The organism is Alloprevotella sp. OH1205_COT-284 (assembly GCF_003859795.1).
Classification (GTDB): domain Bacteria; phylum Bacteroidota; class Bacteroidia; order Bacteroidales; family Bacteroidaceae; genus Alloprevotella.
Genome location: NZ_RQYI01000004.1, coordinates 31,885 through 48,495, shown reverse-complemented (window position 1 = coordinate 48,495; position 16,611 = coordinate 31,885). Strand labels below are relative to the sequence as shown.

12 protein-coding genes are annotated in these 16,611 nt (G+C 46.1%); all 12 read left to right on the top strand.

What is annotated here, in order from left to right:
* Nucleotides 1–11: 11 nt before the first annotated feature.
* Entirely contained in the window at nucleotides 12–1,406 is a 1,395-nt protein-coding gene (gene asnS, locus EII14_RS02150; RefSeq protein WP_124930930.1) for an asparagine--tRNA ligase, read from the top strand.
* 90 nt (nucleotides 1,407–1,496) lie between these two features.
* A complete protein-coding gene (locus EII14_RS02145) occupies nucleotides 1,497–2,093 on the top strand; it encodes a fumarylacetoacetate hydrolase family protein (protein WP_124930929.1) in 597 nt (198 codons plus the stop codon).
* Between the two features lie 39 nt (nucleotides 2,094–2,132).
* Nucleotides 2,133–5,945: a type IX secretion system sortase PorU gene (gene porU / locus EII14_RS02140; RefSeq protein WP_124930928.1), complete on the top strand. Its 3,813-nt coding sequence runs from the start codon at nucleotides 2,133–2,135 to the stop codon at nucleotides 5,943–5,945.
* 112 nt (nucleotides 5,946–6,057) lie between these two features.
* Nucleotides 6,058–7,209: a type IX secretion system outer membrane channel protein PorV gene (gene porV, locus EII14_RS02135; RefSeq protein WP_124930927.1), complete on the top strand. Its 1,152-nt coding sequence runs from the start codon at nucleotides 6,058–6,060 to the stop codon at nucleotides 7,207–7,209.
* 100 nt (nucleotides 7,210–7,309) lie between these two features.
* On the top strand, nucleotides 7,310–7,786 hold the full coding sequence (gene ispF / locus EII14_RS02130) for a 2-C-methyl-D-erythritol 2,4-cyclodiphosphate synthase (protein ID WP_124930926.1): 477 nt from the start codon (nucleotides 7,310–7,312) through the stop codon (nucleotides 7,784–7,786).
* A 797-nt stretch (nucleotides 7,787–8,583) separates the two neighbouring features.
* Nucleotides 8,584–9,027, top strand: a complete 444-nt coding sequence (locus tag EII14_RS02125) for a hypothetical protein (protein ID WP_124930925.1) — start codon at nucleotides 8,584–8,586, stop codon at nucleotides 9,025–9,027.
* Nucleotides 9,028–9,066: 39 nt separating this feature from the next.
* A complete protein-coding gene (locus EII14_RS02120) occupies nucleotides 9,067–9,954 on the top strand; it encodes a hypothetical protein (RefSeq protein WP_124930924.1) in 888 nt (295 codons plus the stop codon).
* Nucleotides 9,951–10,433, top strand: coding sequence for a peptidase S41 (locus tag EII14_RS02115; protein WP_124930923.1), 483 nt, complete (start codon nucleotides 9,951–9,953; stop codon nucleotides 10,431–10,433). Before EII14_RS02120 ends, EII14_RS02115 begins: the two co-directional genes overlap by 4 nt.
* A 71-nt stretch (nucleotides 10,434–10,504) precedes the next feature.
* Entirely contained in the window at nucleotides 10,505–10,777 is a 273-nt protein-coding gene (locus tag EII14_RS02110; protein WP_124930922.1) for a PqqD family protein, read from the top strand.
* A gap of 16 nt (nucleotides 10,778–10,793) precedes the next feature.
* Nucleotides 10,794–12,392 carry a CTP synthase gene (locus EII14_RS02105; protein ID WP_124930921.1) on the top strand — a complete coding sequence of 533 codons (1,599 nt, stop codon included), beginning with the start codon at nucleotides 10,794–10,796 and terminating at the stop codon, nucleotides 12,390–12,392.
* Between the two features lie 57 nt (nucleotides 12,393–12,449).
* Nucleotides 12,450–14,339, top strand: coding sequence for a membrane protein insertase YidC (gene yidC, locus EII14_RS02100; RefSeq protein ID WP_124930920.1), 1,890 nt, complete (start codon nucleotides 12,450–12,452; stop codon nucleotides 14,337–14,339).
* 78 nt (nucleotides 14,340–14,417) lie between these two features.
* Nucleotides 14,418–16,598 (top strand): S9 family peptidase, encoded by a 2,181-nt coding sequence (locus EII14_RS02095; protein WP_199733852.1) that lies wholly within the window; start codon nucleotides 14,418–14,420, stop codon nucleotides 16,596–16,598.
* The last annotated feature ends 13 nt before the right edge of the window (nucleotides 16,599–16,611 follow it).

Genomic DNA, 16,611 nt, shown 5'->3' with positions numbered 1-16,611 from the left:
ACACAACCATTATGGAAAGAACAAAGATAAAAGAACTCTTGGAACGTACTGACTTTGGAGCAGAAGTTTGCGTCAAAGGTTGGGTACGCACACGTCGTGGCAGCAAAAGTGTAAACTTTATAGCTCTCAACGATGGCTCCACGATTAAAAATGTGCAGATTGTGGCCGATGTTGAGAAATTTGACGCCGAGATGCTCAAATTGATTACAACGGGAGCTTGTTTAAGCGTAGAAGGACAATTGGTGGAAAGCCAAGGAGCCGGACAAGCAGCGGAAGTACAAGCAACCTCTATCCAAGTATTGGGAACGTGCGGCAGTGATTTTCCGATGCAGAAGAAAGGCCAGACTTTTGAATATATGCGTCAGCATGCTCATCTTCGATTGCGAACCAATACGTTTGGAGCCGTTTTTCGCATTCGCCACAACATGGCTATGGCTATCCACAGCTATTTTCATGAGCACGGATTCTTTTATTTCCACAGCCCCATCATCACGGGTAGCGATGCCGAAGGTGCCGGGCAGATGTTCCAAGTGACCACACAAAATCTTGCCAACCTAAAAAAGGACGAAGCCGGAAAAATAGATTATAGTGATGATTTCTTCGGAAAACCCACCAATCTCACCGTTTCCGGACAACTTGAAGGAGAGTTGGGAGCAACGGCTTTGGGAGCCATTTACACATTCGGCCCCACTTTCCGTGCCGAAAACTCCAACACCCCTCGACACTTGGCCGAATTTTGGATGATCGAACCGGAAGTGGCTTTCATAGACCTCGACGATTTGATGGATTTAGAAGAAGACTTCATTAAATATTGTGTACGTTGGGCACTGGATAACTGCAAGGACGATCTCGAATTTTTGAATAAAATGGTCGACAATACGTTGTTGGATCGTTTGCATTCTGTCGTAGACACCTCTTTCGTCCGTTTGACTTACACAGAAGGTATCTCTCTTCTTGAAAAGGCAATTTCAGCGGGTAAAAAGTTTGAATTCCCCGTTTATTGGGGATGCGATTTGGCTTCCGAGCACGAACGTTATCTTGTGGAAGAATACTTTAAGAAGCCCGTCATTATGACAGATTACCCCAAAGAGATCAAAGCCTTTTACATGAAGCTGAACGCAGATGGAAAAACCGTTCAAGGAACAGACGTATTGTTCCCACAAATCGGAGAAATCATCGGAGGCTCCATTCGTGAGGAAGATCACGATAAACTCATTGACGGTATGGCGCGTTTCAACATTCATCCCGAAGATATGTCGTGGTATTTGGATACGCGCAAGTTCGGCACTTGTCCTCATGGCGGATTCGGATTGGGTTTTGAACGTCTCATTCTTTTTGTGACAGGCATGCAAAACATTCGCGACGTCATTCCATTCCCTCGCACTCCCAACAGTGCAGAGTTTTAGGCATAAACCGGATATGTCGCTTACAGAAACTCTCTCGTCCTCTTTTTGAAGGGTGAGAGAGTTTTAACTATCATCAGTTTCTCTTACACCATGACAATTATTGCTCTCTACAATAATTATCCCCTTGCTTCGTTTAATCATATAGAAAAGAGTGGGAGCTACACGCTTCCGGAAACGGCGCAACTCAAAAACGGAAAGCCCTTTTTTATTCCGGATTATGCAGTTCCTTGTCTAATAGAGGTGCATTTTGCGGTAAGAATAAGTCGTTTGGGACGAAACATCGGAAGACGCTTCGCAAATCGCTATTACGATGCGGCAACGGTTGTTCCTCACTTCTTTTCTCCCTCTATGTTGGAATTGGCTCAAAAGAACGGTTTACCGTGGTCGTCAGCCATGGGCTTTGACTCTTCCGTACCTATCGGTGATTTTTTATCGCTCTCCTCTGACGAAGTGCAACATCAAGCCTTTTCTTTGTCCGTAGACGGCAAGCCTGTGATGAAAGGCAACACTGCCAACATGCTGCAAAGCGTTGATGAAATCATCGCAGACGTCAGTCGGTTCCACACTTTACGAAGAGGTGATCTGTTGCTTACCGGTGCGCCGGTTGTCCCCCTTCCTATCACTATGAATAGTAGGGTAGAGGCTTTTCTCAACGAAGAAAAAGTTCTCTCTTTCAATGTGAAATGATCTTGTCGAGATCAGTATCTTTCTCAACTCCGTTTATCCATGAAACGCAAATTATTTTCTCTCTTTTTGTTTGTTTTTGCAGCTTTGTCTTTACAAGCTCAAAACAGAGAATTTATACATATCAATGTCGGCGATTACGAAGTAGTCGATCATATCCCGGTGTTTAGCGAACAAATCAACTTGGGAGTGACAACAATCGAAGCCTTCAATGTCGAACTTATCTATCCGGAATACGCTCCCCTTACAGCATCAGAGAAAAAGCTCTTATCCGAGATGCAAAAAAAAGGAAAGACACACGGCGGCTATGAATTGGAAAAAGAGTATTCCACCAGTCGAAAGGAGCGTTTCTTGACAGTCAGTTTCTGTCCCATTGTGAAAAGAAACGATGAATGGGTGCGTTTGACTTCTTGCAAATTGAAAATAACCCCCTCTTTGTTACGAACGAAATCTGCACCTCGTGAGCAAAAAGCAGAACGCTGGGCAAATAGTTCAAAATTAAGCTCGGGCAAATGGGTGAAGATCCGTGTGCGCAACGAGGGTATCTATGAATTAACACCGGACTTCTTGGCCAAAATGGGATTTTCCGAACTTGACAAAGTTAAGGTCTATGGATATGGAGGAAGAATACAAGATGAACATTTCGATTTTTCTACGCCCTTAGAATCAGAACTTTCAACAGCTACACCTGATGATTTGGTGGAAGTTCCCACACTCAGACGTGATGCCGGTCTGCTCTTTTGGGCAGAAGGTACAACTCGCTGGGATTACAATTCGACCTCTCAGCATTGGAAACATGTCGAGAATTACTATTCCCTGTATTCTTACTATTTCATCACGGAGGGCGACACCCCTCTTCGTGTTCAAACGCTTCCTTTATCGGACAAGAGCGCAACCGTTCGCGAAAGCATACCTTATGCCGTTCGCTTGGAGGAAGACAAAGCAGGCTGGTATGAAGGTGGACGTCGCCTCTTCGATTCCTACAATTTTGAAGCCGGCAATGCTCGTGCTTTCCGCCTTACCCTTCCCGATTTGGCTTTGACCGACGGATATGCCGAAACCTCTGTCAATTTGTCTTTTTCTGCCGCTTCGGTACAAACGCCCACGGCTGTTGAAGTAGATGTGAACGGCGAGCAAGAAACTCGTTTCACGCTAGGAGCAATCAATACGATCATTGAGAGCGCAAAAGCACAAACCATAAACCTGAGTCATCGAACATCTACGGAGCATTTGACTTTCAATTTTCGCACCACTCGCGGAAATGAAGCTCGCTTAGATTATATTCGGGTGAACTATCCTCGCCGCCTTTCCGTTTCGGCAACCCCTTATGCGTTTTCTCCTTTGGGCGAAGGAGAAACAACACTGCGTTTGGCGAATACCAACGCCCACACAAAAGTTTGGAGGCTTGGACAAAAAGGCAGTCTGACGGCGGAACTTCCGATCGTTTCCGAAGGCGCAACAAGTCTTTTCACCACCGACACGCCACAACGCCGTTTTGTCGCATTCGATGCCCAAGCACAATATCCTCTCCCTGAGTTTGTTGAACATGTCACCCAGCAAAACTTACATGCCGATACCGACATCGACTATGTGATCATCGTGCCGTCAAGCGGCAAACTGATGAAGCAGGCCGAGCGTTTGGGGGAGCTGCATCGAAAGCGGAGCGGATTGAAAGTGAAAGTCGTATCGGCCAAACAATTATACAACGAGTTTTCATCGGGAACTCCCGACGCCAATGCCTATCGTCGATATTTGAAGATGCTTTATGACCGTGCGGAAACGATTGAAGATGCACCGAAATATCTTTTATTGATGGGCAAAAGCCCTTGGGACAATCGCTTTATAACCTCGGCATGGTCAAACCTTTCCCCCGACGACTATTTGTTGGCTTATGAGGTCGATGCCTCCGCTCAAAGTATTGGTACGGTCAATAGTTATGTCACCGACGATTTCTATGCCATGCTCGATGACGATGAGGGCAGAAGCATTCGTCGCGAAAAGATGGACATCGCCGTAGGTCGTTTGGTTTGTGTAACCGAGGAGGAAGCTCGTGTGTTGGTGGACAAGGTCGAGCAATACATGTCCAATAAAAATACCGGTTCATGGAAAAACAGCATCGTGCTGCTCGGCGATGACGGTGATGCCAACGAACATGCACAAGATGCCGAAAAGATTTCCGAAGTGCTCATCAATCATGGCAGCAATCGTTTCAATATCCAAAAAGTTTATTGGGATCGTTATACGCGTGAATCGGGAGCCACCGGAAACACCTATCCGGCCGTGACGGAGCGCGTCAAGTCACTGATGAGGTCGGGAGCACTGATGTTCAATTACAGCGGCCATGGCGCACCTCATCAAATTTCTCATGAAAAATCTCTTCAAATCAACGATTTCAAAGACACCTATTCGTCTAATTTAGCCTTGTGGGTGTTGGCCTCCTGCGAGATCTATCCTTTCGACTCCAAAGAAGAGAATTTGGCAGAAAACTCTCTGCTACTGCCGGGAGCAGGCAGCATAGCTTTCATGTGTGCAACGAGAGCTGTGTATGCCTCACAAAACAGTGCGATCAATCAGATGTTTTCCCAATATGTCATCGGGAAAGATCAACACGGGCGTCGCATCACGATGGGCGAAGCATTGCGCTTGGCGAAAGTGCATCTTGTCACTCCCAAAACGGGACGCAATACGCTCTACGATCCCACGATGAACAAACTGAAATACGTTTATTTCGGCGATCCGGCTCTTGAATTGAGCATTCCGACAGGCAGCGTTGTGCTCGACAGCATCAATGGAAAAGCCTTGACATCTACCTCCAATGTCCGCTTGTCGGCCGGCAGTGTGGTACGTTTCAGCGGTTATGTTGCCGACGATCGCAGTTCGGAAATGGTCGATAAAAACTTTGAAGGCACGATCATGGCCGAAATCTACGACTGCGCAGAGACCATTACCAGCAAGGGAAACGGAGGCTCTCCCAAAATGACTTATCGCGAACAATCCCGCAGCGTATTTAAGGGTAGCACTACGATAAAAGCCGGCCGCTTCGAATTTATGGTCAGCATTCCCCGCGACATCAGTTACAGCGAAGAATCTGCACGCATCAGCTTCTACGCTGTGAGCAACGACCGCCAGAAAGAATGCAATGGTTTCAGCGATGCTTTTCATTTGAAAGGCACGGCCTTAAAAGAAGAGCTCGACACCATTCCACCCAAGGTATTGATTTATCTTGACCATGCAGACACTCCGGACAGAGCCGTTGTAGGTGCTTCGCCTACTTTTGTGGCCGAAATTTCCGATGACAGCGGCATCAACATGGCGCAAACAAGCTTGGTGCACGACATGGAGTTGATCATTGACAACGACATGACGAATATCGTAAAACTCAACGATCATTTCGTTTATGATCTGGGATCTTATCAATCGGGTAAAGTGATCTATCCTCTTTCCGATCTCAGTCTTGGCGAACATGTTTTGAACTTCCGGGTTTGGGACATCAACAACAATTCTACCACTCGACAGCTTCGTTTTATCGTGCGCGATTCCGGATTACCCGAAAACGACATTGTCGTCACGCAAAATCCCGCTGTTTACTCAACCCATTTCGTCACTCAAATCACTCCCGACTCCGAAAGAGAAACACACATCAAACTGGAAGTCTACGACCTCAACGGACAGACAGTGTGGACAAGTTCAAGTGTTGTTCCGCCCGGAAGCAGACAACACGTTGAAAATTGGAATCTTCATGATTTCCGTCACAACCGCCTTCAAGACGGAGTTTATCTCTATCGAGCCGTCATCAGCACTGAAAAAGGCAAACAAGAAACACCTACCCATAAACTCATTATTTCTCAAAAATAGTCTGACATCCCTCGGTCTCTTCCGTGAGCGCGAAAAGTCTTCTTGTCTTTGCGCTTTTTCCACGAAAAGTATTTCTGCCGAGCTTTCTTTTTCCACATAAGCATTTCACTCCATGAAAAAAAATCTTTTGATGCTCTTCTTTTTGCCCTTCGCCATGGTGGTTTGGGCAGACGACGATCTTAAAGACCGTTTCAACCCCGTCACAACAGCTGTGGTATCTCAAACCATTGCCGCCGATGCAAGAGGAGCGGCCATGGGAGATCTCGGTGCAGCCACCGATCCCGACGTACATTCTCAAAACTGGAATCCCGCGAAATATCCTTTTACGATTTCTCGTGCCGGTTTCGCCCTGAACTACACCCCATGGCTTCGCCAACTCACAGAGGGCATCGCGCTGATCAACACGGTTGGATATATGCGTTTGGGCGACTATCAGGCCGTATCGGGATCGGTAAAATACTTCACCGTCGGCGATGTTGCCGTCGGCAATGAGGGCTATTCCGTGAAACCCTATGAGTTTGCCGTCGATATGGCCTACTCGCGAATGCTCTCCGAGACCTTTTCGGCAGCAGTGGCTTTGCGCTATATGTATTCCGATCTTTCCGGCCGTTATAACGACAATGTTACTCCGGGCTCTTCTTTTGCCGTCGATCTCTCCACCTATTGGAACAACTACATATTGATCGGCAATCGTGAGTGCAACTGGGCTTGGGGAGTGAATGTCAGCAACATCGGTTCTAAAATCAACTATGGCTCCGACTATTCCTTTTATATTCCCACCAACCTTCGTGTCGGCACCAACTTGACGGTACCCATCGACGAATTTAACCGTTTCGCATTCACGGCCGAAGCCAACAAACTGTTGGTTCCTTCCCCTCCGCTTCGCAAGGACGGAGAAACCAACGAGGACTACCAAGAGCGTATCAGAAAAGACTATTATGACCAATCGCCCATTTCCGGCATATTCAAAAGTTTTGGCGACAGCGAAAGAGGCTTCAAGGGAGAGTTGGAAGAGGTGCAATGGAGCATTGGAGCAGAATATATCTATAATGACACCTTCTCCCTCCGAGGCGGCTATCACCACGAAAGTATGATGCAGGGCAATCGGAAATATTTCACGGTCGGTGCCGGCTTCAAAATGAATGTGTTGAGCATCGACGCCGGCTATGTCGTAGCCACTACTCCCTCCAATCCTCTTGATCAGACATTGCGAGTGTCCTTATCTTTCGACATGGACGGCATCAAAGAACTCATCGGCCGTTAATCAACGGCTTTTCTTACCAATAGGTTTTGGCTTTCGCACAAGATGACGACATACGGCGACAAACAACAGTTTTCATATACATCTAACTTCAATACTATAAATTATGATCAGAGTCGGTTTCGGATTCGACGTTCACCAATTGGTGGAAAATCGCCCCATGTGGTTGGGAGGTATTCTCATTGAGCACACTCACGGGCTGCTCGGCCACAGTGATGCCGATGTGTTGATACACGCCATTTGCGATGCGCTCTTGGGGGCAGCAAACATGCGCGACATCGGCTTTCATTTTCCCGACACCGGAGCAGACTACAAAGACGTGGACAGCAAGTTGCTTTTGCGCAGATCTGTCGAGTTGATTGCCCAAAAAGGCTTTAAGGTCGGAAACGTAGATTGCACCATTGTGGCCGAACGCCCCAAAATCAACCCTCATGTGGAAGCCATGAAAGCCTGTCTTGCGCCGTTGATGAATGTCACCGAGGAGGAGATTTCCATTAAAGCCACCACTTGCGAACGCATGGGGTTCGTCGGTCGCGAAGAGGGAATAACGGCTTATGCCACGGTGCTGATCGAGAAGTAGCTTGGCGAAACATCCTCATCGACGTATTGTTCATCGCGTTGCCCGAAAAGTCGCCCGCGAAAAAGAGATGAAGCAACATCTGTGTATGCTATCGCAACAAACAAAGGAGATCGCCACAACTACCTTTGAGCCGGAAATTTCTACCTTTGAGATAGGTATTTCTATCTCAAAGGTAAGGAATTCTATTTCCTGTCGGAGCGGAGAACAGCTGTTCTCTCGCGCACGCGCGTACATCAGTTCTTTGTTTTTTTGTCTACATTTCCTACACCGATCATTCAATTCATTGATTAACAGTGCCATATAAATGTATGTAGATAGAGGGAAAATGTACATTTCTTTTTCAAACACCAAACAATCATTCTGTTGAGGTCTTTTTGTGCTTTCACAACCTTGTAAAAAGGCGATTTTACACACGGCAACAGTGAAAGGAGGTGAAGGCAAAACGATAGATTTGCCTTCGCTGATATTTCTTTGATTTTCATCAAGTTGTAAGATTTGCCAAAAGTTTGCCTTCACTTTGCCTTCGCTCAAAACCATTTAATATTCAATGCGATAAGCGTTTTAGCGGAAGCAAAACGATAAAAACAACATTATAGGGTAAGAAAACGCCCAAAAGGACGGTTTCATCGAAGACGCGAAGGGGGCAAAGACTGGAACAGGACGCAGGAACGACCGGTGGGAACTTATCATAGCCTCCTCTGCTTTGGTTTCCAAACTTAAAAGTCGGAGAAACTTTTGTGATGTTCTGAGAAAAGAGTAACTTTGCAGATATTTTTGATCCTTACATTTAGTCTTTCATGCAAAGAAACTTATTTTTGTGGTTGTTGGGTGTTTTGATAGCCGTTTGGGGACTGCCTCTTTCGGCTCAAAAACAGAAACACGAGAACACGCCTTTACGAAATGAAACGATATACATTTTTGGCGTTTCTCAACATTTGGCAGATTCGGTTGTCTACATCAGCGGCATTTCGGAACTCTCCGGGCAGCTCTTGGATAAAAAAGGATTATTGCTTCATCGCAACCAATATGCGGAACAGTTTCGCACTTTCTTAGAGAAAGAACATCAACTCACTCATCAGACCGTAGCCGTCTTCTTTGCCAAGAATGCAGAAAAGGCACTCAAAAAATGGCAGCAAGTGCAGCGGAAAAATGATAAGAAGAAACAAGGCAGCATAACATTGAGGATTAGAAATGTTTTCCGAGATGATTTTTCCTTTCGCTACATCCCTTCTGACGAATAATTAAATCCGCTTCTTTCGCGACAAACTCTTGAAAGGTTTATGGTTTTGAACTTTTGTGTAGCCGAACAGCATTACGTCATTGATTTTCTTGACGATAATGTTGATTATAAAAGGCTTCTTCCCTCCTCTTACCCGTTCTACCTTCCCCAAACCGACGCCACACCGATCTTTCGTTTGACCGTCGGAGACGGATTGGTGGATACGAACACTTCAGACTTTGAGGAAGTTGGCGAATTTAATAACGGCGATATCTGTCATCGCATTTGGCGAAAAAGAGAAGGAGGCTATCGCATGTTGCTCGACGATGTAGACGGCACTACGGCTTGTGCATTCGACACCAACGCGGATTTCTCCGCATGCAAGGCTTCTCTTTTTGGCACACTCTCCAACATGGCTTTCGGCATTGACAACGCCGTGATGATAGCCTATGCATTTGCCGGAGCTCAACACGGCGTGTTGCTCATTCACTCTTCCGTTCCGATGAAAGACGGAAAAGGCTATTTGTTTCAAGGCAAAAGCGGTACGGGTAAAAGCACGCACTGCCGCCTTTGGTTGGAAAACATCGACGATACCGAATTGCTCAACGACGATAATCCGGCCTTGCGTCTGGACAAAGACGGAGAAGTCTATGTTTACGGAACGCCTTGGAGCGGAAAAACTCCATGCTACAAAAACATACGTCAAAAAGCAGGAGGATTTCTACGGCTTCATCAAGCTCCCCACAACAAAATCAGACAATACTCCAAAGTGGAAGCTTTCGCCTCAATCCTCTCGTCTTGCTCCACTATGATTTGGGACAAGCTTTCTTACGATGCCATTTGCAACACCGTAAGTGGAATTGCCGCTCGTGTTCCGGCTTTCGATTTGGAATGTCTGCCCAATCGTGAAGCCGCAGAATTGAGTCATGCTCATTTGGTGAAATCATGATGGAGCACCGACATCTTCTCATTGACAACTCCGTTTTTATTCCTCAGATACGCGAATTGCTCCGCGAAGGACACACGGCGCGTTTCAAAGTGAGAGGGTGGAGTATGCGTGTTTTTGTAGAACACGATCGTGACGAGGTGCTGTTGGCGCAATGTGATACCACCCAACTCAAAATCGGAGATGTCGTTTTGGCCGAAATCGCTCCTCTGGTTTATGTGCTTCACCGCATCATCAATGTGCAAAGTGATTTGCTCACGTTGCAAGGCGATGGCAATGTCGGAATGACAGAACATTGCCGTCGTTCGGAAGTGATAGGTATCGCACAAGGCTTTTATCGGAAAGGAAGTCGGAAACCGGATTTGACCTCCGGATTGAAATGGAGAATTTATTCGCAAATCTGGCTCAGCCTTACGCCCATACGCCGCTATATCTTGTTTATTTATAGACGCTTGTGGCTACGCTTCTTTCGGCCGATATAGAAAGCGACCGATATAAGAAAGCAGAGTTTACATAAAAAAATTGCAAACCCCAATACACTCCCCAATATCCTATGAAATTTAAATCTTCCTTTGAACTTCGCGATGTTTGTGGCGAACACGTACTTCTTGCCACAGGCATAGAGAACATCAATTTCAGCAGTTTGATCAACCTCAATGAAACAGCTGCCGATATCTACAAGAATTTTGTGGAGAAAGAGTTTGAGTTGAGTGATGTGGTTGATTTTGTGGAAAAGAACTATGAAGGTGCCGATCACGCAAAAATCGTGGAAGACATCACAGCCCTCTTTGAAAAATTCCGTGAAAGCGGTGTCGTAGAATCATAACAATTCAATATACATCATGGCTGAAACAAAATACATCTTTGTCACCGGAGGCGTTGCTTCATCGCTGGGTAAAGGTATCATTGCCAGCTCGATTGGCAAATTGCTTCAAGCAAGAGGATTTAATATCACTATCCAAAAATTTGACCCCTACATCAACATCGATCCGGGAACCTTAAACCCCTATGAGCATGGCGAATGCTATGTGACCGACGATGGACAAGAAACCGATCTCGACCTCGGACACTATGAACGTTTTACGGGCATCAAAACGACCAGCTATAACAACTTCACGACAGGACGCATCTATCAAAGCGTGATAGAAAAAGAGCGGCGCGGAGATTACTTGGGGAAAACCATTCAAGTCGTGCCTCATATCACCGACGAGATCAAGCGAAACATGCTCTATCTCGGAAAAAAAGGTGGTTACGATTTCGTCATCACTGAAATAGGAGGAACTATCGGAGATATAGAAAGTCTGCCTTTCGTTGAAGCTATCCGACAACTGAAATGGGAATTGGGAAGGAATGCCGTATGTATTCATTTGACCTATGTCCCCTATCTTGCGGCAGCGGGAGAACTTAAAACAAAGCCAACCCAACATTCCGTAAAAGAGCTGCAAAGCGAAGGTATTCAGCCGGATATTCTCGTTTTGCGTACGGAACACGAACTTTCGGCCTCCCTTTGCAAGAAAGTGGCCAATTTCTGTAATGTAAGCCCCGATGCCGTATTCCAAAGTCCGGACATGCCCTCTATCTATCAAGTGCCCGTATGCATGCAGGATCAAGGCATTGATCGCGTGATTTTGGAGAAGCTCGGCATGCCCGTCGGAGAAACTCCCGGTCTCGGCCCTTGGCGTGCTTTCTTGGATCGTCGCAACAAAGCCACGAAGGAACTCACTATCGGATTGGTCGGTAAGTACGATTTGCAAGATGCCTATAAGTCCATTATCGAAGCTCTCCAACAAGCCGGCGTCTACAATGACCGAAAAGTACGCTGCCATTTCATCAACTCCGAACACATCACTTCCGACAATGTCGCCGAAATGCTGGCCGGAATGAGCGGCTATGTCATTTGTCCCGGATTCGGACAACGCGGCACCGAAGGAAAAATGATTGCCACTCACTATTGTCGGGAAAATAATTTGCCGACATTCGGAATCTGTCTGGGCATGCAAATGATGGTCATCGAATTTGGACGCAACGTGTTGGGATATGCCGATGCCAACTCCGTAGAGATGAACGGTAAGACCACCCACAACGTCATCGACATCATGGAGGAACAAAAGAACATCACCAACATGGGAGGCACCATGAGACTGGGCGGCTATGAATGTATCCTCAAAGCCGGTTCGAGAACACAGGCGATTTACGGAAGTAAAAACATTCGCGAACGTCACCGCCACCGCTACGAATTTAATAGTGATTTTCTGAAAGAATATGAAGCCGGCGGCATGAAATGCGTAGGAACAAACCCCGAAAGCGGTTTGGTGGAAATCATTGAAATTCCCGAATTGAGATGGTTTATCGGCACGCAATTCCATCCGGAATATTCTTCGACCGTGCTCAAACCACACCCGCTCTTCCTCGACTTTATCAAAACAGCCATAGAGGCTTAATAAACAGTGCTCCGCTCGGCAATGTATTGTTGTTGAGCGGACTTTTAACGACAACGAATGGATAAAAATACGATTATCGGTTTTGTTTTAATGGCCGCCGTACTCTTCGGATTCAGCTATTGGTCATCTCAACAGACTTCTACTCCTGCTCAAACTACACAACAGAACCCTATTGAAAAACAACACGATGCCGTGCAGAAGAAGCAAGCACAGCTTCAAATGCAGCAAAGCATCGACAGCACTTCCGTTTTTTTCAATGCTAAGCAGCCCAACACACAAGCTCCCATTGTGCTCGTGAATGACAAAATGGAAGTTATCATCAATAATAAAGGCGGACAGATCGCACGGGTCAATCTGAGCGAATACAGTAGCTATGCCGAATATAAAGCCGGCGGAAAAGCACCTCTCGTGCTCTATAACGAGAATGACGCAGAGATGAAGTTCTTCTTTGATACTAAGGAAGAAAACATCTCAACATCAGACTATTATTTTGTGGCAGAGAACCAAACTTCCAACTCTGTGACAATGGCACTTGTTGGAAAGAACGGAGAAAAGATAGCTTTTGACTATATGCTGACCGATGATTACATCATCAATATGAATGTACGTACGGAGGGCATGCAACAACTCTTCTCGCCAAGAACCAAGACTTTCAGCATTGATTGGGAAGATCGTGTGCAGCAGTTTGAAAAAGGATATTATTTCGAAAACATGTACTCGACGCTGACCTACAAGCTCCACCGAGGAGGAACGGAGAAATTGAGCGAACAAAGCACCGTCGAAGAAAAAGCCGAAGGCAATGTGGATTGGCTTGCGTTCAAAAATCAGTATTTCAGCAGTTGTTTTATCTCCAAACAGCCTTTGACCGATGTGCAACTCAAAAGCGAACAACTGGCTGAAAATTCGGGTTATCTGAAACATTACACCGCCAAAATGGAAGCCGGATTTGACCCTTCCGGAAAAGAACCTTCACAATTCCAATGGTATTTTGGCCCCAACAATTTCAGATTGCTCCAATCAATGGATAAGTATAAGCTCACCGAGCATGACACAGAGTTGCAAGACCTTGTGTATCTCGGGTGGCCGGTCATTCGTTGGATCAATCGATTCTTTACGATTTATGTCTTCGACTTCTTGACAGGATTAAACCTCCCGATGTGGTTGGTGTTGGTGCTGATCACGATTTTGCTGCGCGTCATTGTTTACGCTCCGACCAAGAAAAGCTTTTTGAGTTCGGCCAAAATGCGTGTCTTGAAACCCAAAGTTGATGCGATCAATGCCAAATATCCCAACAAAGAAGATGCACTCAAACGGCAACAAGAAGTGATGTCGCTTTATTCGCAATACGGTTCGAGCCCGATGGGCGGATGCCTTCCCATGCTTATCCAAATGCCGATCTGGATCGCGATGTTTAATTTTGTACCCAATGCGATTGAGTTCCGTCAGCAAAGTTTCCTTTGGGCAGACGACCTTTCTGCATACGACGACATCATTTCGTGGGGAACCGAAATATGGGGATTGGGTAATCACATCTCTTTATTCTGCATCTTGTTCTGTGTCGCCAATGTGCTTTATTCGTGGATGACAATGCGCCAACAAAAAGATTCTATGGCCGCTGCCGCTCCCGAACAAGCGGCACAGATGAAGATGATGCAATATATGATGTATTTCCTCCCCGTCATGTTCTTCTTCATGTTCAACAAGTATAGTGCAGGTCTTAATTTCTATTATTTCCTCTCACTTGCAGCCTCGGCTCTCACGATGTGGTATTTGCGTAAAACCACAGACGACGCCAAACTCTTGGAAAAGTTGGAAAACTATTACCAAAAGAACAAAAACAATCCCACTAAAAAGGGTGGTGGTTTGGCTGCTCGCATGTTGGCTTTGCAAGAACAGCAGAAAGCCATGCTTGAACAGCAACAAAAAGCACGGCAAAACCACAAATGATAGTTTTTCTTATCATCCCTCAACTGATAAAGACGTACTCATGAGGGTGCGTCTTTATTTGTTTTATCTTTTTGAAACATGAAATTCAAAACCATGATCACTTCCACCGTCCTTTCTCTGATGACAATGGGAACAGGGCATTCGACCGAAGCAGAAGCCCAAAGCATCATCGGTAAACAAAGCATCGAACTGAAAGACGGACTGATGACTCCCGAAGCTCTTTGGGGCATGGGGCGTATTGGCTCTGTTGATGTCAATGCGATGGGTACAAAGCTGGTGTATAGCGTGAGTTATTACAGCGTCAAGGAAAATAAATCACAAACTCATCTTTATACCCTCGATCTTAAAACACGAAAAACGATTCCGCTGACCACTTCTTCAAAAAGTGAGAGTGGAGCAGTGTGGATTAAAGTATCAGAGCAGGAGAGAATTGCTTTTCTTTCCACGGCAAGTGGAAGTCGTCAGCTTTGGACAATGTCTGCCGATGGTAGCGACCGCCGTCAAATCAGTCATGAAGAGAGCGATGTCCTCGATTTCCTCTTCTCTTCTGATTTCAAACGACTTCTTTTGGTAAAAGAAGTGAGTCAGCGTACCGCCATTCAAGAAAACGATGCTGACCTTCCTCTTTCCGACGGAATGGTCGTCAACGACTTGATGTACAAACATTGGGACCAATACGTTACAACGGCTCCTCATCCTTTCTTAGCCGATTTCGATGGAGAACGCGTTCATGTACTCAAAGATCTTTTAGAAGGTGAACCTTTTGAATCTCCGATGATGCCTTTCGGCGGACACGAACAACTGGCGTGGAGTCCTGATGGTCAACAAGTGGCCTATACTTGCAGAAAGAAGACGGGACGCGACTATTCCATTTCGACGGATAGCGACATCTTTTTGTATGACATTGCTTCCGGGACGACACGAAACCTCTGTAAACCGGAAGGTTGGAAAGCCCCAGAAGTCGATTATACTCGCAGTTTGAAAGAGCAATCCGTCAATCATTTGGAAGGAGATTTCAATGTGGGATATGACCAAAATCCTGCTTTTTCTCCCGACGGAAAATATGTGGCATGGAGTAGTATGGAGCGTGACGGTTATGAAAGCGACCGCACACGTCTTTGTATTTACGAATTGGCAACAGGTAAGAAAACGTATGTCACCGAACGTTTGGAAACCGGCATCGACGATTTTGTATGGGACACCGACAACCGAACGCTTTATTTTTCGGCAGTTTGGCACGGAGCCGTCAATTTGTACTCCACCAATCTCAAAGGAGAAGTAAAGAAAATCACAAATGAGCAGGCCGACTATGTGCTTCTCGGTGTGATGCCGAAGAGTAAGCAGTTGCTCGTCAAACGTCATTCCATGTCCGCTGCAGACGAAGTCTATCTTGTGGAAATCAAGAACGGAAAAGCCGTTGCCGTCACAGAGGAAAACAAATGGTTTTACGATCATTTGAAAATGGGTGAAGTGAAAGCACGTTGGTGCAAGACGGTCGATGGAAAAGACCTTCATAGCTGGGTCGTTTATCCGCCAAACTTCGACCCTTCTAAGAAATATCCCACTCTTCTCTTCTGTCAAGGAGGCCCTCAAAGTCCCGTCAGCCAATTTTGGAGCTATCGCTGGAATTTCCAACTCATGGCCGCCAAGGGGTATATCGTCATTGCACCAAATCGTCGCGGACTTCACGGCTTCGGCATGGAATGGCTCGAACAAATCAGTGGCGATTACACGGGACGATGTATGCAAGACTATCTCACGGCCATAGATGATATTGCCCGAGAAACTTATGTCGACAAAGAACGACTTGGAGCCGTCGGTGCTTCTTTCGGAGGTTTCAGTGTTTATTGGCTGGCCGGTCATCACGATAAGCGTTTCAAGGCATTCATCGCCCATGACGGCATCTTCAACACTGCTCAGCAATATCTTGAAACAGAAGAGATGTGGTTTGCAAATTGGGATATGGGAGCTGCTCCTTGGCAACAAGACACGACAGGACAAAACCGTTCGGTCTTTCGAGAATCCCCTCATCTTTATGTGGATCGTTGGGATACTCCGATTCTCTGCATTCATGGTCAAAAAGATTTTCGCATCGAATACACCCAAGCGCAGAGTGCTTTTACTGCGGCTCGTCTTCGTGGTATCCCGGCACAACTTCTTCTTTTCCCCGAAGAAAATCACTGGGTACTCCGTCCGCAAAACGGAATGCTTTGGCAGCGCACGTTTTTTCGTTGGTTAGATAAATGGTTGAAACAATAATTTAATTTTCTAC